Consider the following 22,248-nt stretch of genomic DNA (forward strand, 5'->3'; position numbering starts at 1 on the left):
CGCGTCCGACAAACTCGTGGACCCGTCGCGGGGCAGACCCGTCGACGTCAGAAGCGGTCGGGCGAAGGAGCGCCGGCGCCGTAGCGGATCGTGACGTCGGCGTGCCGGTCGAAGCGGTAGCCGGCACCGCGCACGGTGCGGACGATGTCCTCGTAGCGGCCGAGCTTCGCGCGCAGGCGACGCACGTGCACGTCGATCGTGCGCTCACCGGGAGCCTCGTCGTCGCTCTGCGCCTGCCAGAGCGACTCGACGAGCTCGGTGCGCTCGATGGTGCGGCCCTCGCGGAGGACGAGGTACTGCAGCAGCTCGAACTCCTTGAACGTGAGCGCCGCGGACTCGCCGTCCAGCAGCACGCGCTTGCGGGAGATGTCGACGACGACGCCCTGCGCGTGGTCGGGCTCGGTCGTCTCGGGCTGGATGCGCGCGACGGCTCCCGGCTCCTTGAGGGCGAGGCGCACGACGTCGACGTCGCGTCCGCCGGCCGACTGCGGCGCGAGGGCGACGGCCGCGTACGTCTCGGCGGAGGGGGAGAGCTCGGAGATCGTGCGACGCAGCGCCTCGACGATCGTGGAGAGCGAGACGCCGTCGGCGGCGGCCTTGATCTCGTCCAGACCGACGTAGAGGGCGAACCCGCGCGGGGCGACACCCGGCTGAGCGGCACCCGGCTGAGCGGTCGGCTGCGGCGCGACGTCGACGGAGTTCGGCACGGCGCGCAGGTGCGTCGGGCGCGTGGCGGGGCGGGCGGCGGGGATGGTCGTGGTGCGCTCGAGGAGGGAAGCGGACATGATGATGGAATCCTTCTGCGGGGGAACCGGGAGGGTTCGGTCGTGCTGAGAGTCGGCCGGATCGGCGGTGATCGCCTGATCTGGAGGACGGCCGGTGCCGGGTGCGGCGGTGTCGAAGGCTCCGAAGGAGTCGGAGCTCGGGGGCAAGGCGGTCATGCGGATCTCGCTGTGCCCTGTCGGTGCTGCTGAGGGGTTATCCGAGTCAGCGGCACATTCGACAGCACGTGACAACACAGCCGGCCATCATCATGCCGGCAGTCCCGTTCGCCTCCTGGGCGGACAAGGGCTGTGTGCTGTCAGTCATGTCGCCGATTATGTCCGGGCGTGTCGGCGCATGTCAAACGGAGACCGCATGTGACGGATTCCGTGACGAAAGATGACGGATCTGACGTCTCCGGGCGGGATGCGCGAGGCGATCTGCACACCGGCCCTCGGCCATCCCGCCGGGCGTAGTCTCGAATCGTGACCGAGCTCAGCTTCACTCACGCGCCCGAGGCGAACCGCTACGAGCTGCGGCGTGGCGACGATCTCGTGAGCGTTCTCGACTACCGTGACAACGGCCAGACTGTCGCCCTGACGCGCGCCTACACGAACCCCGCGCACCGCGGCCATGGGTACGCCGCCATCGTCACCGACCGTGCCGTCGCCGAGATCGAGGCGCAGGGGGATCGCCGCGTGCTGCCGGTGTGCTGGTACGTCGCCGACTGGTTCGCCGCGCACCCCGAGCGCACCGCCGTGCTCGCCGCCCGCTGAGCCGGGGCGACCGCATGCGGCTGTGGACCATCCACCCCTCCCTGCTCGATCGGACCGGTCTCGTCGCCGAGTGGCGCGAGGGACTGCTCGCGCAGGCGGTGCTGCTGGGGAAGACCCGCGGCTACACGCAGCACCCGCAGCTGCACCGCTTCCGCAGGCACGCCCATCCGACCGCCGCGATCGGCGTCTACCTCGCTGAGGTGCGCGCCGAGGCCGAGCGCCGCGGGTACAACTTCGACGCGTCGCGAATCGTGCAGCCGCCGCCCGCGGAGCCTCTCGCGACGATCTACACGACGTCGGGGCAGCTCGAGTACGAGTGGGAGCACCTGCTACGGAAGCTCGCCGTCCGCGCACCCGACCTGCATACGGCGCATGCCGCGCTGCCGGGCCCCACGGCCCATCCGCTCTTCACGATCATCCCGGGGCCGATCGAGAGCTGGGAACGGCCCTGACCCGTCCCGGTGCGCGCTCGCCGCGGTAGCGTGGCGCGCATGCGCATCCTCCTCATCGGCGGCACCGGCAACATCAGCTCCTACGTCACCGCGCTCGCGGTGGAGGGCGGTCACGACGTGGCCGTGCTCAATCGCGGCAAGAGCGAGGTGCCGGATGGCGTCCGCTCGCTGATCGGGGACGCCGGCGATGCCGCGTCGATCGAGCAGGCGGTCGGCGATGAGACGTTCGACGTGGTGGCGAACTTCCGCAGCTTCTCGCCGCGGCAGGTGACCGACGACATCCGCATCTTCTCCGGACGCACCGCGCAGTACATCTACATCTCCAGCGCCTCGGCGTACCAGAAGCCCGTCGCGCAGGTGCCGATCGTCGAGTCGACGCCGCTGCGGAACCCGTTCTGGGAGTACTCGCGGAAGAAGATCGCCAGCGAGGACCTGCTCGTCGCGGCGTACCGCGAGTCGGGCTTTCCGATGACGATCGTGCGTCCGAGTCACACGTACGGGTCGTCGCTCATCCCGCTCGAGGGCGGCTGGACCACGCTGCAGCGCATCAAGGATGGCCGCCCCATCGTCGTGCACGGGGATGGCACGAGCTGGTGGACGCTCACCCACTCCCGCGACTTCGCGCGCGCGTTCGTGGGGCTCTTCGGCAACCCGCACGCGATCGGTCAGGCCGTGCACATCACGAGCGATGAGAGCCTGACGTGGGACGAGATCGCACGCCAGCTCGGCCGGGCACTCGGGCGCGAGCCGGAGATCGTGCACGTGACGTCGGAGGCGATCGCGCGCGAGATCCCGTCGATGGGCCCCGGTCTCGTGGGCGACAAGGCGCACTCGGTGCTCTTCGACAACACGCGCGTCAAGCGGCTCGTGCCGGGTTGGGTGGCGACGACTCCCTTCTCGGAGGGCGCTCGCGAGATCGTCGAGTGGTATCTGGCGGATGAGTCGCGTCAGGTCGTCGACGAGGAGCTGGATGCTGCGTTCGACCGGCTGGTGGAGAAGTACGGGGCGTAGGGAGGCCCGCCTCCGGGCGCTGCGCTTTCGGGCGTTGAGCGAGCGGAGCGAGTCGAAACGGCACAGCCCACCTTCAGACGTTGAGCGAGCGAAGCGAGCCGAAACGGCGCAACCCGCCTTCGGACGTTGAGCGAGCGGAGCGAGACGAAACGGCGCAAGATGATCCCGGGAAGGAGGCGTCATGGGTCGCTTTAAGACCGCGTTCTTGAAGGTGCTGAATCGCACCCTGAATCCGCTCACACTTCGTGCCGCCCACAGCGGTCGGGGTCCGTTCTCGCTCGTCGAGCACGTCGGCCGTCGCACCGGTCGCACCTACGAGGCGCCGGTCATCCTCGCGCGCGTGCCGGAAGGGTTCGTGACGGAGCTGACTTACGGCCCCGACGTGAACTGGTACCGGAACATCGTTGCCGGTGGCGGACGCGTGCTGTATCAGGGCGAGTGGTTCCCGATCGTCGCCGTCGAGCCGTACGCCGTGCGCGCGGGGCTTCGCGCCTTCGGCCCGCCTGCTTCCTGGGTGCTGCGTGCGTTGAGGCGACGGGAATTTCGGCTGCTGCGGGTCGAGTAGGGCGAGCGAGAGGCTGAAGCGTTCGCCGTCCCCGCCGCGCCGTCGCGGCAATGTCCGACCCCCTCCTTACCGTGGAAGCATGCGGATCCTCCACACCTCGGACTGGCACATCGGGCGCACCTTCCACGGGTTCTCGACGCTCGATGCGCTGCGCGACGTCTTCGGTGCCCTCGTCGACGAGGTCCGCGCGCGGAACGTCGACGTGGTCGTCGTCGCCGGGGACGTGTTCGACTCGGGCACCCCGGCCGCTGCCGCGTTCGAGCTCCTGACGGACACGCTCCGGGCCATCCGCGAGGCCGGCGCGCAGATCGTCGTGACGAGCGGCAACCACGACTCCGCCGCACGACTGGGCTTCCAGGCGCCGCTGCTCGGCGTGGCCGGCGTGCACATCGTGACCGACCCGCGGTCGGTCGGCGCTCCCATCACGATCGAAGACGAGCACGGCCCCGTCCACTTCTACGGTCTGCCGTACCTGGAGCCGGCGATCGTCCGCACCGTATGGCCAGAGGTCGACCTGCGGACGCAGGAGCAGGCCATCCGTCACGCGATGAGCCTCGTGAACGCGGATCGGGCTGAGCGCGGCGGACGCTCGATTGTCGCGTCGCACTGCTTCGCGGGCGATGTCGAGCCGACGGCGGGCGTCGAGCGCGAGATCCGCCAGGGGGCGCTCGACGTCGTGCCGCTCGTCGACTTCGAGGGGCCGGACTACGTCGCGCTCGGGCACATCCACGGGCGGTCGCGGCTCGCCGAGAACGTCCGCTACTCCGGGGCGCCGCTGCACTACAGCTTCGGCGAGGGCGACAAGCCGCGCGGCGCGTGGATCGTCGACCTCGGCGCCGAGGTCGTGGAGCGCATCGAGTGGCTCGACCTGCCCATCCCGCGTCGCCTCGTGACCCTGCGCGGGACGCTCGACGAGCTCCTCACGGACGAGCGCTTCGCCGAGTACGAGGAGGCCTGGGTCTGCGCGATGCTCACCGACGTGAACCCGCCGCTCGAGCCCATGCGCAAGTTGCGCGCGCGGTTCGACGGATGCGCGACCATCCAGCTCGCGCCCGCCGGCGGCGTGAAGACGGATGGCCGCACGTTCCGGGAGCGGGTCGAGAACGCCCGATCGGATGGCGATCTCGTGCAGGACTTCCTCGCGCACGTCCGCAATGGCGAGAGCGCCACGGATGCCGAGCGCGAGATCATCGGCGAGGTCGTCTCCATCCACGCCGCCGCGGAGACGCGAGCATGAGAATCCACCGCGTCGAGATCGAGGGCTTCGGGCCGTTCCGAGAACGACAGGTCATCGATCTCGACGCATACGCCGTGGACGGGCTTTTCCTCATCGGCGGGCGCACCGGCGCTGGCAAGTCGAGCATCCTCGACGCCATCACCTTCGCGATCTTCGGATCCGTCCCGCGCTACGAGGGCGGCGAGAAGCGCCTGCGCAGCGACCACTGCGAGCCGGACGACCCGACCAGCGTCGCGGTGGAGTTCACCACGGGCGGCACCCGCTGGCGGATCGAGCGCTCGCCCGAGTACGAGCGCCCGAAGAAGCGGGGCGACGGCATGACGATCGCCGCCGCACGCGCGCAGATGGGCGAGGTCACCAGCGGCGCGGTCGAGTGGAAGGCCGCGAAGGACCGCGACGTGGCCAACCTCGTCGCCGAGGTGGTCGGGCTCAACCAGCAGCAGTTCCTGCAGGTCATCCTGCTCGCGCAGGGGCGCTTCGCCCGTTTCCTGCTCGCCGACAACAACGACCGGCAGAAGCTGCTGCGCACGCTCTTCGGCTCCCGCCGCTTCGAGGACTACGAGAACGAGCTCGACCAGCGCCGCCGCGCTGCCGAGGCGTCGGTGTCGGAAGGGCGGCAGCTCCTCTCCGTCGTGCTCGATCAGGCCGATGCCATCGCCACCGGCCTGCCGCCGCGCGAAGAGACCGACGGCAGCGAGATGGGGTCGACGGATGGCCCGGGGGCGGCTTCCGAGGAAGCTCGCCTCACGGGGCTCTCGCGAGCCGAGCACCGCTCCCGGCATGAGGTGGAGGTCGCGGAAGCCGCCGAGGTGGCGGCTCGGCGCATCCGGGAGTCCGCAGCTGCCGAGTACGAGCGGCTGCGCGGCGAGCGGGAGAAGCAGCGTCAGCGCGACGAGCTGCGGCAGAAGCTCGAGGAGCTCGACGCCCGTGCCGCGTCTGTCGCGGTCGACCGTGGCGAGCTCAAGGCGGCTCGGCGCGCAGAGAGTGTGCGCGGCGCTCTTGACGCCGCGACGCGGGCGCTCGCATCGGTGACCTCCGCCGTTGCGACGCTCGAGGGCGCTCGGGCGGCGTGGGAGGAGATCGACGCCTCCGGTGCGAGCACGCCCGGGGAGCTCGACGCACTGGTCGAGCAGGCGCAGCAGCGCATCGGCGCGTGGCAGCCGATGCTCGAGGTCGAGCAGCGGCTTCCAGAATCCGAGACGAGGCTCGAGCACCTTCGTTCGGAAGCCGAGCAGGTCGCCGCTCGCCGGCGAGAACTCGAGGCGGAGCTCGCGGGGATCCCCGAGCAGCGGAAGCGCCTGGAGTCGGACGCGCGGTCGGCGGCTGAGCGCGCGGCGGGACGGCCGCATGCCGAGGAGCGCGTGACGGCGCTGACCGCCCAGCTCGAGGCTGCGCGCGAGGTCTCCCGGCTCGTGGAGGAGTACGAGCGGGTGGCTCGTCGCGCCGAGGAGGCGCTGCAGGCGCGCGACCGGGCCGATCGCGAGCTCGGCGAGCTGCATCGTCGTCGTCTCGACGGGTATGCGGCGGAACTCGCGTCCGAGCTCGTCGCGGGCAGCCCCTGCGCAGTGTGCGGGTCGACCGCGCACCCCGCTCCGGCCGAGCGCGGCGACGAGCACGTCACGGCGGACGAGATCGATGCCGCGGACGAGCGGAAGACCGCCGCTGCGCGCGCGGAGTTCAAGGTCTCTGACGAGCGACGTGACGCGCAGCGGGCCCTCGCCGAGGCGGAGGCGAAAGCAGGCGGTCGTGCCCTCGCCGATCTCGAGGCTGACCGCGACACGGCGCTTGCGCAGCAGAAGGACGCGGAATCCGCGGCAGCCGAGCTGTCAGATCTCGAAGCCTCCCAGCGCGCGCTCGCCGCGGCGGAGCAGCGACTCGGCAACGAGCGGACAGCGGCCGAGGAGGAGAGTTCGGAGCTTCTCGCGGCCATCCGCTCGGCGGAGAACGAGCTGCAGAAGAGCCGCGCCTCCGTCGCAGAGGCGCGCGGGGATGCCGACTCCGTCGCCGCCCGTCTGGACGTCGAGCGCCGCCGAGCCGCGGCGGCCTCGGGTTACGCCGAAGCGCAGCGCGAGGCCTCCCGCGCGGAGCGCGCAGCCGCAGCTGCGGCGGAAGCGCTGGCCGAGGCCGTCGCCGAGGCCGGGTTCGTCGATGTCGAGAACGCGCGCGCGGCCATCCGGGATGCCGCAACCCAAGAGCGTCTGGAACGCGCGATCAGCACATATGACGCCGACCTCCAGAGCACGAAGGCGGCGCTCGTCGAACTCGAACTGCTCGTGCTTCCCGACGAGGAGATCGACGTCGACGGAGCGCGCGCGGCGCTGACGCAGGCGGAGGACGAGCGCGATGCCGCCGTCGCGCACCTGTCGTCCATGCGGCAGCTCGCGGCGTCGCTCGCCGATGCCCTCCGTCGGGCGGAGGACGCGCATGGGCAGATCGCCGATGCCGCGCGGGAAGCCGCGGTGATCCGCGACCTCGCCGATGCGGTTGCCGGCCGGAACATGAAGAAGATGGACCTCGAGACCTTCGTGCTCGCCGCCGAGCTCGAGGGAATCGTGGAGGCGGCGAACCGACGCCTGGACGAGATGTCGGACGGCCGGTACGCGCTGCAGCACACCGACGCGCTGGCGTATCGCAATGCGGCGAGCGGCCTCGGTCTCGAGGTGCTCGACAGATTCACGGGGCAGCCGCGCTCGCCGCGGTCGCTGTCCGGCGGCGAGACCTTCCTCGCGTCCCTCGCGCTCGCGCTCGGCCTCGCGGAGGTCGTCACGAACCGCGCCGGCGGCATCACCCTCGACACGCTCTTCATCGACGAGGGCTTCGGGTCTCTCGACAGCGAGACCCTCGAGACCGCCATGCGCACCCTCGACGGCCTGCGTGAGGGCGGGCGCACGGTCGGCGTCATCAGCCACGTCGAGGCGATGAAGGAGCAGATCCCGGCTCAGCTGCGGGTGGACCGCACGCCGCAGGGCTGGAGCACCGTCTCGCAGTAGCGCGCGGTGCGCGTTCGGGCGGGGAGTGACCCCCACCCGAGGCTCAGCGCATGTGGGCGATCTGGATGAGGTTGCCGACGGTGTCGTCGAAGACGGCCGTGGTCACGGGGCCCATCTCCATCGGGTCCTGCGTGAATCGCACGCCGAGCGCGGTCAGGCGCGCGTGCTCCGCGACCACATCCTCGACGTCGAACTGCGCCAGCGGGATCCCGTCGGCGACGAGTGCATCGCGGTACGGTCCCACCGCGGGATGTCCGCTCGGCTCGAGAAGCAGGCGGACGCCATCCGGGTCGTCCGGCGACGCCACCGTCAGCCAGCGGTCCTCGCCGACCGGCACGTCGTCCTTCTTCACGAAGCCCAGCACATCCGTGTAGAAGCGGAGCGCCTTCTCCTGATCGTCGACGAACACGCTCGTCAGGTTGATTCTCATGTCGATCCTCATTCGCGTTCCCGGGCGGAGCGGCCGCCGCTGTCCGATGGCGTCAGCCAGCGCTCCACGATGCTCGCGAGCGGACCCGTGTCGAGATCATGGAACTTGTAGCGCCCCTCGCGACGCGTCCGAACGAGCCCGGCGGTCTCCAGCACGTCGAGGTGCTGAGAGACCGCCTGGCGCGAGGACGCGATGCCGTGCCGCATCGCGAGCCGACCGCACAGCTCGAAGAGCGTCTGCCCGTCGCGCTCGGTCAGCTCATCGAGGATGGCGCGGCGCGTCCCGTCCGCGAGGGCCTTGAAGACATCGGCCATGCGCTCACGTTAGGCAAGCTCATACTTGCCGGTCAACGGGGTCAGGCGCTCTGCGAGACCGTCGGGCTGGAGAGACGGTCGAGCTCGGCGAGCTCGTCCTCCGTGAGCTCGAGGCGGCCCGCCGCGAGCAGGTCCGCGACCTGGTCGACGCGGGACGCCGACGCGATCGGCGCGAGAACAGCCGGACGCGAGCGGAGCCACGCCAGCGACGTCGTGGCGATCGAGGCGTCGTGCGCCTGTCCGATGCGCTCGACGGCGTCGAGGAGCGCGAGGTTCTCCTCGTTGATGTACTCCTTCGCGGCGCCGGCGCGGGGCGAACCGGCGTCGTCGGCCGAACGGTACTTCCCCGCGAGGAAGCCCTTCGCGAGCGAGAAGTACGGGAAGACGCTCAGCCCGAACTCCTCGGCCACGGGCAGCACCGTCTCCTCGATGCCGCGCTCCACGAGGTTGTAGTGCGGCTGCACGGCCACGGGCTCCGCGACGCCGAGGTCGCGAGCGATGCGGATCCACTCGCGGATTCGATCTGCCGAGTAGTTGGACACCGCCGTGTACCGCACGAGGCCGTCGGCGACGAGGTTGCCGAACGCAGCCACCGTCTCCTCGAGCGGCACCGACTCATCGTCGAAGTGCGCGTAGTAGAGGTCGATCTGCTCGACGCCGAGGCGCTCGAGCGAGGCCTCCGCAGCGGCGCGGACGTTGGACGCGGACAGTCCCGTGAAGTCGGGGTGCTGGCTCACCTTGGTCGCGACGGTGACGTTCGCGGGCTTCCGGTCGGCCAGCCAGGCGCCGATGATGCGCTCGCTGTCGCCGCCGGTGTTGCCCTCCACCCACGCGCTGTACGAATCGGCGGTGTCGATGAAGTTTCCGCCGCCTTCGACGAACGCGTCGAGGATTCGGAACGACTCATCGCGGTCCGCAGTCCATCCGAAGACGTTGCCGCCGAGGTTGAGGGGGAAGACGTCGAGGTCACTGGTGCCGATGCGTGCCATAGTGCAGTCCTTTCGCGAGGAAACCGGAATCTCCAGGCTATGAGCGATCGGATGGCCTGGGCTCGGTTCGTGGGGAGAGTGTCGGCTCGTAGAGGGCGCCCCACCTCGTTTGTGGAGCTCGCCCGCCTCGTTCGTCGAGCTCGCCCGCCCTCGTTCGTCGAGCGAGCGGAGCGAGACGAGACGCCGGAAGACGTTCTCGAGAACCCCGTGTCGCCCTGTGGATAACGGGTGGCAATGTCGGTGGTCGCTCATAGCGTGGGGGTATGTCGAAGGGGACTGAGCCGGGTGAGGTGTCGGGGGTTCCGTGGGAGCCCACGGACGCCGAGGTCTCCGCGACCCTGCACCTCCTCGACAAGCTGGTGGAGGCGCGTCGGTTGCGGGCGGTGGCGGATGCGATGGAGATCGATGCTCTCGCGGAGGCGTCTTCGATCGCGTGGGGGCAGATGGGGCGGGCGGAGTCGGATTCGCGGTACGTGTTCCCGATGCGGTCGATGGCGGGGGAGATCGCCGCGGCGGTGCATGAGTCGAAGGGCCGCACCCAGACGCGGATGGCGGACGCGGATGAGCTGTTGAAGCGGTTCCCCACCACGGTGGAAGCGTTGCGGGAGGGGCGGATCACGCTGCGGCATGCGGATGTGATCCGGCGGGAGTCGGGGAACCTGCCCGAGGAGGTGCTGGGGGTGTTCGAGGAGGCTCTTCTTCCGGTGGCGGAGGAGGTGTCGCCGGGGGTGTTGCGGGGTTTCGCGGTGCGGGTGGCGGAGGAGTTGAATCCGCGGTCGTTCCGGGAGCGGCAGCAGGACGCGTTGAAGCGGCGGACGGTGTGGTCCGAGGACCTCCCCGACGGGCTCGCGGAGCTGCACGTGGTCGGGGATGCGGTGAAGATCCACGCCGTCCGCGACCGGTTGCAGCGGATGGCGCGCGCGTACACCCGGTACGTCCGCGCGCAGGAACGCCAACGAGAGCGCGAACAGGCCGCCGAGCAAGAGCGCGCCGACCGGGAGCAGCGCGAATGGGAGCAGACCCAACGCGAGCGGGCCGAGCGCGCGGAAGCCGAGCGCGAGCAGGCGGAGCGTGAGCGGGGTCAGGGCGAGCACGCCGAGCAGGGTCAGGGCGAGAAGACCGACCCGAAGCGAGCGGAGGACGGGCGGGCTGAACCTGAGCGGTCGGAAGGCGAGTCGGCAGCAGCGCACGAGCCCGCTGGACGCACGGAGGCCGAGCAGTCGGAACGGGAACGTGAGGAGCGGAAGCCGTCTGAGCAGGCGCGCTCCGGTGCGTCGCGGGCCGAAGCCTCCTCCCCGGAGACGGAGGACGACGCGACCTCGTCCGATTCGGCGGATTCCTCGGGTTCCTCGGACACCCCGGAACCCTCCCAGTCAGCGAACGGCGGGAAGGGGGTGGATCGGTGGTGGTTGAACGTGTCCGAGGAGGACGAGAAGCTCTTCGGCGAGCTCCTCGAAGCCTCGTGCACGGGCAACGGCGGAAGACTCCGCGGAACGGCCAACCAACCCGATACCCGTTACGGCATGGGCATCGGCCGCGGTGACGACCTCAATGCCTCGGGAAGCATGAACGGCGCTCGCCCTCCCGGCCCCATCATCGACGGGCGCTTCGACGAACTTCCCGACGGATTATCGCCGGATGCGTGGCCGGACGACGAAGCAGGGGATGCCGATTTCGTGGCGGTCGCGAGTGCGGAGGAGGTGGAGGACTGGCTGCGGTCCATCGAGGACCGGATCCTCCACGCCGAACCCGGGGACCCCTGGTGGCCGCCCGATTCTCCCGATACCGATCCCGTCGACATCGGTCCCGACGACATCGACCCGAACGACATCGGTCCGGACGATGGTGACACGGTCGAGGTCGATCTCAGCATCGAGGAGTTGGACGCCCTGTACGCGTCATGGTGCGCGAATGTCGGGCTTCCCGACCCCGACGAGGGAGCGGAGTTCGCTCCCGGCTCTCTCGCGAAGGCGGTGTCCGAGCCCGCCGACCTCGAGAGAGTCGCCGAGTACCGGCAGCGGGCCGAGGCGTGGGCGGACGAGCGCACCCGGACCCAGGTCGCCTCCGACATGGCGTTGGAGATGCTCCTCACCGGGACCGTCGATGCGCATTCCCGGATGAACGGCGAAGACCTCGCCCTCGGTGCCATTCGGGCGAATATCCAGGTCACCGTCCCCGCCACCACCCTCGCCGGAACCTGCGAGGACACCGGATTCCTCACCGGCAACGGGCCCGTCGACCCCGCCACAGCCAGACACCTCGCCAGCGACGAACCCGGGTGGGACCGGCTGTTCTTCCACCCCGACACCGGAGCGCTGGAGACCGTCGACCGGTACACGCCCACACCGGCGCAGAAGCGGTTCCTCAGGGCGAGGGACGAGGTGTGCCGCACCCCGGGATGTGAGAACCTCGCCATCCACGCCGACCTGGACCACACGATCCCGTACTCGCAGGGCGGGAGCACCCACGTCTCCAACCTCGAGGCGCTGTGTCCGGGGTGTCACAAGGACAAGCACCACACCCCGTGGACGGTGCGGCAGATCCGTCCCGGCGTCCTCGAATGGACAAGCCCCGCCGGCCGCCGCTACGTCGACCACCCCCTCCCACAGGTCCGCTTCCACGTCGTCACCAACGCCGCAACACGCGCCACCGAAGCCGCGAAGGCCGCCTGCGAGAAGGCGAAGGCCGCGCGCGAGACCAAGGGCGACGACAAGAAGAAGCGCGACGACGAGAAGAGCGACGGCAAGGGAAGTACGGGATCGAGACCCGCTGACTCCGCCGAGGGCGACGACGCCGGGGACAGGCCGTGAGCGGCGATGAACCGATGACGGCACCCCTGAGCGGCGCGTCCGCACCGACACCCGCCCGCACCTTTCTGCGCGGGTGCTCGCGCCGCCCGGCCAGGGACTACGCCGCTCCTGCCGTGTGTAGACGATGGCGTCGCCCGCTACTGTGGAGGACATGAATAAGAGCACCATCTGGAGCGTCCTCGGCGGCATCCTCGCCGTCATCATCGCCTGGTGGCTGGTGAACGTGCTGTTCTCGGTGCTCGCGTTCGTCTTCAAGCTGCTGGTCGTCGCCGTCGTCGCGGTGATCGTGTTCTTCGTCATCCGCTCGCTCTTCAGCTCGCGCCGCGGCTGACCCGACGGGGGCCGTCAGCCCTCGAGCGAGAGCGGCTGCACGAGAACGCGCCGGCGATCGCGCACCCACACCGCACCGGTCTCCTTCCGCTCGGCGCGCGTGGCGAAGCGGTAACGGTACGAGACGACGCGGACGAACCGCGGCCGATGGCCGTCGAACGGGTCGTTCTTCAGGAGCCGCAGCGTGGGACCATCCGCCTGCAGCAGCCGCACCAGGAAGACGAGGAACCAGTCCTCGAGACGGTACCCGAGCGGCAGAAACCACATCAGCCAGTCGAGGCGCAGGTGGTACGGCGCCCACTGCGGCGGGGTCCGTCGCACGTCGCCGGGCTTGCCGCGGAATCCGTACTCGCTCCATTCGGCGAGCTCGGGGTTCGCATCGAGCGTGCCCTCCGCCACGTACTCGATGCGCTCCTTCGTCACGGTGCCGAACGCGCCGTACGCATTGGCGAGGTTCCAGCGGTTGAAGCTCGCGTTCATCAGCTGGCGGTGGGCGAAGAGGTTCTTCAGCGGCGCCCAGCTCAGCACGATGTAGAGCAGCGCGACGGCGGACGTGACGACGATCCAGTACAGCGGGATGGTCCCGCTCGCGTCACCGGGGATGCCGATCGCCGAGAAGCCGAGCACGATGGTCGCCCAGTTCAGCCACGCGAAGTTGCCGGTGAGCACGAGCCAGAGCTGCGTCGCGACGACGATGGCGGCGGCGAGCGCGCCGACGAGCAGCGGGATGTCGTCGGGCAACCAGAGGCCCAGGATCGGCACGAACAGCAGCCACGGCACGACCAGCTGCGCGAAGTGATTGCCCACCACCTCGAGCTTGTGGAACCACCGCGGCAGGAGGTGCGCATGACGGCTCAGCGGACCGGGCATCGGCTGCGTCTCATGGTGGAAGGTGAGGGCGGTGAGGTCGCGCCATTCCCGTCCGCCGCGGATCTTGATCATCCCTGCCCCGAACTCGAGGCGGAACACGAGCCACCAGAAGAGCACGATGACGGCAGTCGCAGGTGGCTGATCGCTCGACCCGAGGAACGCGGCGAGGAAGCCGGCCTCGAGGAGCAGCATCTCCCATCCGAACCCGTAGAACGTCTGGCCGATCGAGACGATCGACATGTAGCCGAACCAGATCGCCAGGAAGCACAGCATCGGCACCCAGGGCGGCCCGAGCTGGGGGACGCCGGCGATGAGGAGTGCGCTCACGAGGATTCCGACGATGCAGAGCGCCGCGAGCCGCCGGTCGGAGTACCGCACCCACCGGAAGAGCGTCGGACGCACGGCCTTCTTCGCGCGGTCGGAGGAGCGCGCCCACTCCAGAAGCTCAGGAGCCGGGAGCAGACCGTGCTCGCCGAGCAGCGCTCGGAACTGGTTCAGGCTCGACAGGAAGGCGACGAGGTACAGCGCCGCGATGCCGCGCTGGAGCACCTCGCGCGCGAAGGTGAAATCGACCGCAGCGAAGCCGTCCATGCCGTCACGCTACGACGGCGCGTCGACGGCGTCAGGGGCTTGACGAGAAGCGCACCGCGAGGCCGCGGTCAAGGGGGCTGGTCGCGCGAAACCAGCTACGCATATATTGAGGCATGGACAGCACCACCGGAACCATCGTCGCCGTCGTCGGCCCCGGTGCCGACGACGTGCTCGCCTCCGCCGACGTGCTCGGCGGTGTCTCAGCGCTCTCGCTCCGCGGCTCCGAGCCCGCGATCGCGTCGCACCGGATCTCGGCCTCGGGCACGCCCTGGGTCGTCCATGACGCGGATCCGCTCGAGCACGTCGCCTCTGCCTGGATCGAGTTCTTCCAGGAGCGCGCGACGCTCGGCGCCCTCGAAGCCGAGATCGACGACGCGCTCGGGCAATTCGAGCGGGGCCACGCGCTCATGCCGGATTACTACCTCGTGCTCGAGCCCGACGACGCTCCCGAGATCTGGCGGCACTGGTGGTGCGGGGCGCTCGGCTACCGCGCTCCACGTCGCGTGCTCCCCATCCACGCGTCGTCCGGGGCCGATGCGCTCCGCCGCATGCTCCGCAGCCTGCCGACCTCGCGCCCCTGGCCCGACCCGGCGAACTGGCTGCCCGGCCTCGCCATGCAGATCCCGGACCGGGTGGGCCTGCGCGACCGCGTCGCGCCGCCCGACTCCACCGCTTCCTGACGTCGGATGGCTGGGCGTCAGTCGACGAGGTCGGGAAGCGCCGCCTTCAGCTCGGCGAGCCACGCGCGCGCGTTGCCGTCCGAGGGAGCCCGCCAGTCGCCGCGAGGCGACAGCGAGCCCGCGGGCGAGACCTTCGGCCCGTTCGGGATGGCGGAGCGCTTGAACTGCGCGAAGCCGAAGAAGCGCTTGAGGAACACCTGCTCCCACTTCACGATCGTCGCGAGGTCGTAGGCGTAGTGCTCGTCCTCGGGGAATCCCGGAGGCCAGGCGCCGGACTCCGCATCCGCCCACGCGTGCTGTGCGAGGAACGCGATCTTCGACGGGCGCAGGCCGTAGCGCAGGATGTGGAAGAGCGTGAAGTCGTGCAGTGCGTACGGGCCGATCGTGCTCTCGGTGGACTGGGTCTTGCCGTCTTGACCGGCCGGCACGAGCTCGGGGCTGATCTCGGTGTCGAGCACCGACTGCAGCACGGTGCGCTCGGCCTCGGAGACGCCCTCGCCGTGCGCGATCACCCAGCGGATGAGGTGCTGCATGAGCGTCTTCGGCACCCCGGGGTTCACCGAGTAGTGGCTCATCTGGTCGCCCACCCCGTACGTCGCCCACCCGAGTGCGATCTCCGACAGGTCGCCCGTGCCGACGACGATGCCGCCGTGGTGGTTCGCGAGCCGGAACAGGTAGTCGGTCCGCATACCCGCCTGCACGTTCTCGAACGTCACGTCGTAGACCGGCTCCCCGCGACCGAACGGATGGCCCATCTGCTTGAGCATCTCGGTTGCGGCGGGGCGGATGTCGATGGTCTCGATCGACGCGCCGACCGACTCCGCGAGGGCGATCGCGTTCGACTTCGTGTGCTCGCTCGTCGCGAAGCCGGGCATCGTGTAGGCGAGGATGTCGCTGCGCGGCCGCCCCATCCGGTCCATGGCGCGGGCGATGACGAGGAGCGCGTGCGTGGAGTCGAGGCCGCCGCTGACGCCGATGACGGGCTTCGGGTCGCCGATCGCGCGCATGCGCTGCACGAGGCCGGAGACCTGGATGTTGAACGCCTCGTAGCAGTCCTGCGCGAGGCGAGCGGGGTCATCCGGAACGAAGGGGAAGCGGTCGAGCACGCGCCGCAGGCCGACGTCGCCGCGCGGCGGGTCGAGCTCGAAGCGGATGGTGCGGAACTCGAGCTTTTCGCCGTGCGTCCGGCGGTTGTCGTCGAAGGTGCCCGCGCGCATGCGGTCCTGGCGCAGCCGATCGAGGTCGACGTCCGCGACGGAATAGCGCGGGCCATCCGGGAAGCGCTCGGTCTGCGCGAGCAGCGTGCCGCCCTCGTAGATCATCGTCTGGCCATCCCACGAGACGTCGTTCGTCGACTCGCCGAGACCCGCGGCGGCATACGCGTACACCGCCAGGCAGCGCGCCGATGCGGACTGGCACAGCAGGTGCCGGTCGTCCGCGCGCGCGATGGTGATCGGGCTGCCGGAGAGGTTCAGGAGCACGCTCGCGCCGGCCAGCGCGGCGAGCGAGGACGGCGGCACCGGCACCCACATGTCCTCGCAGATCTCCGCGTGGATGACGAGGCCGGGAATGTCCGTGGCGTCGAACAGCAGGTCGGGGCCGAACGGCACCTCGCGACCGGCGACCGCGATCGTACCGCGCTGGTCGTCACCCGGCGCGTACCAGCGACGCTCGTAGAACTCCCGGTAGGTGGGAAGATTCGACTTCGGCGCGACGCCGAGGATCTCGCCGCGATGGATCACGACGGCCGTGTTGAAGAGCCGGTTGCCGTGAGCGAGCGGCGCGCCGACGACGAGCACCGGGAGAAGATCCGCGGAGGCCTCGACGATCGTCTGGATGGCCGCGTGCACCGCGTCGAGAAGCGGATCCTGCAGGACCAGATCCTCGATCGAGTACCCCGACAGGCACAGTTCGGGGTAGACGACCACCGCGACCGCGTCGTCGCTCAGCTCGCGCGCGCTCTCGATGACCGCGGCCGCGTTCGCGGCGGGATCCGCGATCGCGAGGGGGATCGTCGCCGCCGCCACGCGGGCGTAGCCATGGCCGTATGCGCTCTCGAATGCGTACTCGCTCACGTCGACCAGTCTGGCACCCGGGCGAGGGCCGGATGCCAGGGGTTGACGGATGCCGCGTCGCCGGGAAGGACGTGCCGCCCGGAACGAGACGCGAGCGGGATGGCCGGGCCTACGCGGGCAGGACGGCCGCGAGCGGCGCGGCGAAGGTGTGGCCGTCGAACTCGCCGGGCTCGTCGAGTCCGTTGCTCGCGCTCGTGACGATGACGCGTCCGTCTCGGGTGACGAGCGCGCTCGTCGGGTTCTGCGCGGGCACCGGCACCTGCGCGAGAAGCGTGCCGTCGACGGCATACACGTCCAGGCGCGCGCCGCCGTAGATCGCGTTCCAGATGCGTCCCTGCGGGTCGACGTGCAGGCCATCCGGCGATCCGCCCTCGACCTCGGCGAACGTCTCCAGCGCGGTCACGTCGGCGACGCGCGCACGCAGGATGCGCCCCTTCGTCGTGTCCGCGATGAGGACGTGCTCGCCGCCGCGCAGGAAGGTCGGTCCGTTCGGGATGTCGATGTCGGGCAGCAGGCGCGTCACCTCGCCGGTCACGGCATCCCATCGCCAGACCGAGCCCTCCGCCGGCTCGTCGCCGCGCGCCATGGTCCCGAACCAGAGCGAGCCGTCGGGTGCGAAGGCGCCGTCGTTCACGCGGTGATGCGCGGGATCGAGCCCGGTGTCGGCGAGGCGGGTGTGGTCTCCGAAGATGCTGAGCTCGACGACGCCCGCGCCCGCCGCGGCGATGAGGCGTCCGTCGGGCGCGCGCTCGGCGAACCCGATCGGCATATCGAGGCGATGGGTGTCGGCGGCCCCGCCCTCCGGGGTCCACGCATGCAGCACGCCGCCCTCGAGGTCGACCCAGTGGACGACGCCGTCGACGAGCCGGAGGCCCTCGCCGAGCGGGTACGGGTCGCGGGTCAGTCGGGTCCAGGGGGACGTGCTCTGCATGCCGTTGCCTTCCGTTCGCGTGCCCCCGATGCTACGCGGGGCGGGGAGGGCCCCGGCGCGCAGGCCGATGTCGGCGACCCCGACTAGCGTCGAAGGCGTGAGATACATCCCGACCGAGCAGCGCGTGATCTGGAGCGCCAGCGACCTCAAGGCGGCCGCCGAGTGCGAGTTCGCCTGGCTGCGCGCGATCGACGCCAAGGCGGGGCGCATCGCGGCGGTGGAGGACCCGGAGGACGTCATGCTCGAGCGGGCGGCTCGCCTCGGCGACCGCCACGAGGAGCGCGTGCTCGAGGCCTACCGCGACACGTTCGGCGATCGGGTCGTCGAGATCGAGAAGGTCTCGTCGCGGGACCAGCAGGCGCTCGCCGCCGTGGTGGCCGAGACCGTCGAGGCGCTGCACTCGGACGCGGCGGTGCTCTTCCAGGCGGCTTTCGCCACCGACGAGTTCGTCGGGTTCGCCGACTTCCTCGTGCACGAGGCGGATGGCCGGTGGCGCGTTCAGGACAGCAAGCTCGCGCGGACGGCTCGGGTCACCGCGCTCATGCAGCTCGCCGCATACGTCGACCAGCTGCAGCGGCTGGGCGTCCCGACGTCCGACGAGGTGGACCTCCTCCTCGGCGACGGCACGACGTCCACACACCGCGTGGCCGATCTCATGCCGATGTTCGCCGTGCGCCGCGCGCGCCTGCGGGCCCTCATCGCCGACCGCCGGCTCGATCTCGGTGCCGCGGCCGAGGCCATCCGCTGGGGTGACGAGCGCGGTGAGCTGCAGATCACCGCGTGCGGGCGGTGCGCCACGTGCGAGCTCGAGGTCGTCGCGCATCGCGATCTGCTTCTGGTCGCCGGCATGCGTCCGTCGCAGCGCGCGCGGCTGCGCGACACGGGCATCGAGACCATCGACGACCTCGCGGCCGCGGAGACCGGCCCCGTGAAGATGAACTCCGACGTGTTCGCGTCGCTGCGCACGCAGGCGCGTCTGCAGCTGGCGAGCCCGGCTGGTGTCCCGGGCGACGAGCCCGTGGGCGATCACCCGATTCCCGCGTACGAGGTCGTGCAGCCGATGGCTCTCGGGGCGATGCCGCGGCCGAGCGTGGGCGACGTGTTCTTCGACTTCGAGGGCGACCCGCTGTACAGCGAGCGGGTGGGATCGGCCGCAGCCTGGGGCATCGACTACCTGTTCGGATGGGTCGACATGCGCGAGCAGTACTCCGCGCTCTGGGCGCACACGCTGGCGGAGGAGAAGGTCGCGCTCGAGCGCTTCTGCGACTTCGTGGCGGCCCGTCGAGCGGCGCACCCCGACATGCACATCTACCACTACGCGCCGTACGAGCCGACCCACCTGGCCGCCATGGCCGCTCGTCACGGCGTGCGCGAAGCCGACGTCGATCGGATGCTCCGTGACGAGCTCTTCGTCGACCTGTATCCGATCGTGCGCCGCGCGCTGCGAGTCGGGTCGCGGTCGTACTCGATCAAGAAGCTCGAGCCGCTGTACATGGGCGACGAGGTGCGGACGCAGGACGTGCAGAAGGGCGATGACTCGATCGTCCGGTACGTCGAGGCGCGGGCGCTGCAGGCGGAGGGTCGGAACGACGCCGCGCAGGAGATCCTCGACGACCTCGCGGACTACAACCGCTACGACTGCGTCTCGACGCGACGGCTGCGTGACTGGCTCGTCGAGCGCGCACGGGACACCGGGGTGACGCCGGCGCCGCCGGAGGTCCCCGACGAGTTCGCGTACGCGCCGTCCCCGCTGGCGCTGGCGCTCGACGCGCAGGCGGGTGCACGGCGTGACGCGCGTGTGGCCGCCGACCCGCTCTCGACGCCGAGCGCCGACGAGGACGCGCTGCGCCTGGCCTCGGCCGCCATCGACTACTACCCGCGCGAGGCGAAGAGCTTCTGGCATGGGCACTTCCAGCGGCTGCGCGAGCCGGTCGGGCTGTGGATCGACACGCGCGACGTGTTGGCCGTCGACATCGCGCGCTGCCGCGTCGTGGACGACTGGGATCGGCCGGAGGGGGCGCGCTCGCTCCGGCGGGTCGTGGAGCTCCGCGGCGAGCTGGCCCCGGGAACGCGCCTCAGCGAGGGCAGCGAACCGTTCCTTCTCTACGCGCGGCCGGCGCCGTTCGCGAACCAGGCTTCGCCGCGGTGGATGCACGTGCCGCGCCAGGCGCGCGTGATCGAGGTGCTCGACGACGGCGCCGTGATCGAGGAGCGCGCGGCCGACGGCGAGACCTGGCAGGAGCTGCCGGTCGCCCTCACCCCCGCCCCGCCGCCCCGCGCCGGGAACCAGCAGGGCGCCATCGACGCCTGGGCCGAGACCGTGGTGCGCGCGGGGGAGCCGGGCGGATTCCCTGAGGACCCGGCCACCGACATCCTGCGCCGCCGTCCGCCGCGCGGGGGCGGCATCGTCCCCTCGGCGGGTGACGACGTGGCGGCCATCGTGCGATCGGTGCAGAACCTCGACCGCTCGTACGTCGCGGTGCAGGGTCCGCCCGGCACCGGCAAGACGTACGTGGGGTCGCACGTCATCGCGCGACTCGTCAACGAGCACGGCTACCGGGTCGGCGTCGTCGCGCAGTCGCACGCCGTCGTGGAGAACATGCTCGATCGCGTCGTGGCGGCGGGCGTCGACGGCGCGCGGGTGGCGAAGGCGCCGAAGACCGGCGCGGAGCCCCGCGACCCGTCGTTCACGGTGATCGCGAAGAACGGCGTCGCGCGGTTCACGTCCGAGCAGCGCGGCGGGTTCGTCGTGGGCGGCACGGCGTGGGACTTCACTCACACCGGGCGCATCCCGCGCGGGTCGCTCGACCTTCTCGTCATCGATGAGGCCGGACAGTTCTCGCTCGCGTCGACGATCGCCGTGTCGACCGCTGCGCGCAACCTCCTGCTGCTGGGCGACCCGCAGCAGCTTCCGCAGGTCAGCCAAGGTGTTCATCCCGCGCCGGTGGACACCTCGGCGCTCGGCTGGGTGATGGATGGCCGGCAGGTGCTGCCCGAGACGCACGGCTACTTCCTCGCCCGGTCGTGGCGCATGCATCCCGCGGTCGCGGAGGCCGTCTCCCATCTGTCGTACGCGGGCCGGCTCGCGTCGCGCGAGGGCGCCGAGCAGCGCACGGTCGAGGGGATCGATCCGGGGCTGCATCCCGTGCCCGTCCGGCATCGCGGCGATGCGACCGAGTCGCAGGACGAGGCCGACGAGGTCGTCCGGATCGTGAGCGATGCCGTGGGCCGCGCATTCACGAGCATCGAGATCGACGACGACGGCGGCGCCGACGTCTGCCCGCCGCGACCGCTCACGGAGGACGACATCATCGTCGTCGCGCCCTACAACGCGCAGCAGCAGCTCGTCGAGCAGACGCTGCGCGCGGCCGGATGGTCGCGGGTGCGGGTGGGGACGGTCGACCGGTTCCAGGGACAGGAGGCGGCGATCTCCATCGTCACGCTCGCCGCGTCCTCAGGGAAAGACGCACCTCGCGGGACCGAGTTCCTGCTGCTCGAGAACCGCCTCAACGTCGCGATCTCGCGCGCCATGGTGGCCGCGTTCCTCCTCCACTCACCCGCGCTGCTCGACGACCTGCCCTACACACCGGCCGGCGTCGCGCGCATGAGCGCGTTCGCGCGACTGGTCTCGGAGGGAGAGCTGCGATGACGAGCGCCGACGACATCCGCCGAGCCGCCGCGCAGTGGACGTGGCTGCCACGAGGCTCAGAGCACGCCGTCGACGGCAGCGTCATGGTCCGCTATCCCGCTCGGTTCGGCGGCGGCGTGCGGGTCTCGGCCTTCGCCCATCCCGGCCCTCCCGAAGCCGCCGTCGACGCGGTCCTCGCGCAGACGAGGGCGTGGGGCGAGACGCGGGTCACGTTCTGGATCGGCGAGTCCGACCGACCCGCCGGGCTCGAGGAGGAGCTGCGGCGACGCGGCGCCGTGCACGACGACACCGTCACGGTGTTCGCGCTGCCCCTCGACGAGGCGTCATCGCTGTCGGGAGCTGCCGCGCCGGCCGCGGGCGTGACGGTGGAGGCCGTCCGCACGCGCGCGCAGGTGCAGGACATGGACGCGGTCAACGTCCCGGTCTGGAACCAGGAGCCGCTCCACGGGGACGCGCTCGACGAGGAGCTCCGGGAGGTCGTCGCGGAGTGGGATGCGGGGCGCGGGTTCCGCGTGCTCGCTCGCATCGACGGCCGCCCTGTGAGCACGGGCGGCGCGACCATCGTCGACGAGTTCGTGCGCCTGTGGGGTGCCGCCACGGTGGAGAGTGCGCGCGGTCGCGGCGCGTATCGCGCCGTGCTCGCCGAGCGGCTCCGGCTCGCTCGCGAGCTCGGGGCGACCACCGCCCTCGTCAAGGGGCGAGTGGCCACCTCCGCGCCGATCCTCGCGCGCGCCGGTTTCCGCTCCTACGGAGAGGAGCGGGCCTGGCGTCTGGAGCTGAGCTGAG

At 70.8% G+C, this 22,248-nt stretch carries 18 protein-coding genes; 11 read left to right on the top strand and 7 right to left on the bottom strand.

What is annotated here, in order from left to right; all coding sequences use genetic code 11:
* Positions 1-47: 47 nt before the first annotated feature.
* Entirely contained in the window at positions 48-785 is a 738-nt protein-coding gene (locus D7D94_RS12550; protein ID WP_156242939.1) for a winged helix-turn-helix domain-containing protein, read from the bottom strand.
* Positions 786-1,247: 462 nt separating this feature from the next.
* Between D7D94_RS12550 and D7D94_RS12555 the strand changes: the two genes are divergently transcribed.
* The 6 genes from D7D94_RS12555 (at position 1,248) to D7D94_RS12580 (ending at position 7,793) form a co-directional block, all read left to right on the top strand.
* The gene (locus tag D7D94_RS12555; protein WP_156242940.1) at positions 1,248-1,538 is read left to right on the top strand and encodes a GNAT family N-acetyltransferase; all 291 of its coding nucleotides are present in this window, start codon (positions 1,248-1,250) and stop codon (positions 1,536-1,538) included.
* A gap of 14 nt (positions 1,539-1,552) precedes the next feature.
* Positions 1,553-1,990 carry a pyrimidine dimer DNA glycosylase/endonuclease V gene (locus tag D7D94_RS12560; RefSeq protein WP_156242941.1) on the top strand — a complete coding sequence of 146 codons (438 nt, stop codon included), beginning with the start codon at positions 1,553-1,555 and terminating at the stop codon, positions 1,988-1,990.
* A 39-nt stretch (positions 1,991-2,029) separates the two neighbouring features.
* A complete protein-coding gene (locus D7D94_RS12565) occupies positions 2,030-3,001 on the top strand; it encodes an SDR family oxidoreductase (protein ID WP_173024332.1) in 972 nt (323 codons plus the stop codon).
* A gap of 181 nt (positions 3,002-3,182) precedes the next feature.
* Positions 3,183-3,566: a PNPOx family protein gene (locus D7D94_RS12570; RefSeq protein ID WP_156242943.1), complete on the top strand. Its 384-nt coding sequence runs from the start codon at positions 3,183-3,185 to the stop codon at positions 3,564-3,566.
* 79 nt (positions 3,567-3,645) lie between these two features.
* The gene (locus tag D7D94_RS12575) at positions 3,646-4,803 is read left to right on the top strand and encodes an exonuclease SbcCD subunit D (protein WP_156242944.1); all 1,158 of its coding nucleotides are present in this window, start codon (positions 3,646-3,648) and stop codon (positions 4,801-4,803) included.
* Positions 4,800-7,793 (top strand): AAA family ATPase, encoded by a 2,994-nt coding sequence (locus D7D94_RS12580; RefSeq protein ID WP_156242945.1) that lies wholly within the window; start codon positions 4,800-4,802, stop codon positions 7,791-7,793. Before D7D94_RS12575 ends, D7D94_RS12580 begins: the two co-directional genes overlap by 4 nt.
* Before the next feature lie 43 nt (positions 7,794-7,836).
* Here the strand turns inward: D7D94_RS12580 and D7D94_RS12585 are convergent, their stop codons facing one another.
* The 3 genes from D7D94_RS12585 to D7D94_RS12595 are packed head-to-tail and all read right to left on the bottom strand — an operon-like array spanning position 7,837 to position 9,526.
* On the bottom strand, positions 7,837-8,223 hold the full coding sequence (locus D7D94_RS12585; RefSeq protein ID WP_156242946.1) for a VOC family protein: 387 nt from the start codon (positions 8,221-8,223) through the stop codon (positions 7,837-7,839).
* Positions 8,224-8,231: 8 nt separating this feature from the next.
* Complete coding sequence (locus D7D94_RS12590) at positions 8,232-8,537, bottom strand: ArsR/SmtB family transcription factor (protein ID WP_156242947.1); 306 nt, start codon at positions 8,535-8,537, stop codon at positions 8,232-8,234.
* A gap of 41 nt (positions 8,538-8,578) precedes the next feature.
* Positions 8,579-9,526, bottom strand: a complete 948-nt coding sequence (locus D7D94_RS12595) for an aldo/keto reductase (protein WP_156242948.1) — start codon at positions 9,524-9,526, stop codon at positions 8,579-8,581.
* Positions 9,527-9,789: 263 nt separating this feature from the next.
* On the opposite strand from D7D94_RS12595, the gene D7D94_RS12600 reads away from it, so the two are divergent.
* Together D7D94_RS12600 and D7D94_RS12605 are read left to right on the top strand one after the other, a co-directional pair.
* Positions 9,790-12,336, top strand: a complete 2,547-nt coding sequence (locus D7D94_RS12600; protein ID WP_156242949.1) for an HNH endonuclease signature motif containing protein — start codon at positions 9,790-9,792, stop codon at positions 12,334-12,336.
* Between the two features lie 151 nt (positions 12,337-12,487).
* Positions 12,488-12,667, top strand: a complete 180-nt coding sequence (locus D7D94_RS12605; RefSeq protein WP_156242950.1) for a hypothetical protein — start codon at positions 12,488-12,490, stop codon at positions 12,665-12,667.
* A 14-nt stretch (positions 12,668-12,681) separates the two neighbouring features.
* Here the strand turns inward: D7D94_RS12605 and D7D94_RS12610 are convergent, their stop codons facing one another.
* Positions 12,682-14,127, bottom strand: a complete 1,446-nt coding sequence (locus D7D94_RS12610; RefSeq protein ID WP_156242951.1) for a lipase maturation factor family protein — start codon at positions 14,125-14,127, stop codon at positions 12,682-12,684.
* A 113-nt stretch (positions 14,128-14,240) separates the two neighbouring features.
* Between D7D94_RS12610 and D7D94_RS12615 the strand changes: the two genes are divergently transcribed.
* Positions 14,241-14,807, top strand: coding sequence for a hypothetical protein (locus D7D94_RS12615; RefSeq protein WP_156242952.1), 567 nt, complete (start codon positions 14,241-14,243; stop codon positions 14,805-14,807).
* Positions 14,808-14,824: 17 nt separating this feature from the next.
* On the opposite strand, the gene D7D94_RS12620 is transcribed toward D7D94_RS12615, so the two are convergent.
* Together D7D94_RS12620 and D7D94_RS12625 are read right to left on the bottom strand one after the other, a co-directional pair.
* The gene (locus tag D7D94_RS12620; RefSeq protein ID WP_156242953.1) at positions 14,825-16,882 is read right to left on the bottom strand and encodes an NAD(+) synthase; all 2,058 of its coding nucleotides are present in this window, start codon (positions 16,880-16,882) and stop codon (positions 14,825-14,827) included.
* Positions 16,883-16,991: 109 nt separating this feature from the next.
* Complete coding sequence (locus D7D94_RS12625) at positions 16,992-17,813, bottom strand: SMP-30/gluconolactonase/LRE family protein (protein WP_173024333.1); 822 nt, start codon at positions 17,811-17,813, stop codon at positions 16,992-16,994.
* Between the two features lie 97 nt (positions 17,814-17,910).
* On the opposite strand from D7D94_RS12625, the gene D7D94_RS12630 reads away from it, so the two are divergent.
* Positions 17,911-21,462 (top strand): TM0106 family RecB-like putative nuclease, encoded by a 3,552-nt coding sequence (locus D7D94_RS12630; RefSeq protein WP_246171801.1) that lies wholly within the window; start codon positions 17,911-17,913, stop codon positions 21,460-21,462.
* On the top strand, positions 21,459-22,247 hold the full coding sequence (locus tag D7D94_RS12635) for a GNAT family N-acetyltransferase (RefSeq protein ID WP_156242956.1): 789 nt from the start codon (positions 21,459-21,461) through the stop codon (positions 22,245-22,247). Before D7D94_RS12630 ends, D7D94_RS12635 begins: the two co-directional genes overlap by 4 nt.
* The last annotated feature ends 1 nt before the right edge of the window (position 22,248 follow it).

The sequence above is a fragment of the Microbacterium oryzae genome (assembly GCF_009735645.1).
Taxonomy (GTDB): domain Bacteria; phylum Actinomycetota; class Actinomycetes; order Actinomycetales; family Microbacteriaceae; genus Microbacterium; species Microbacterium oryzae.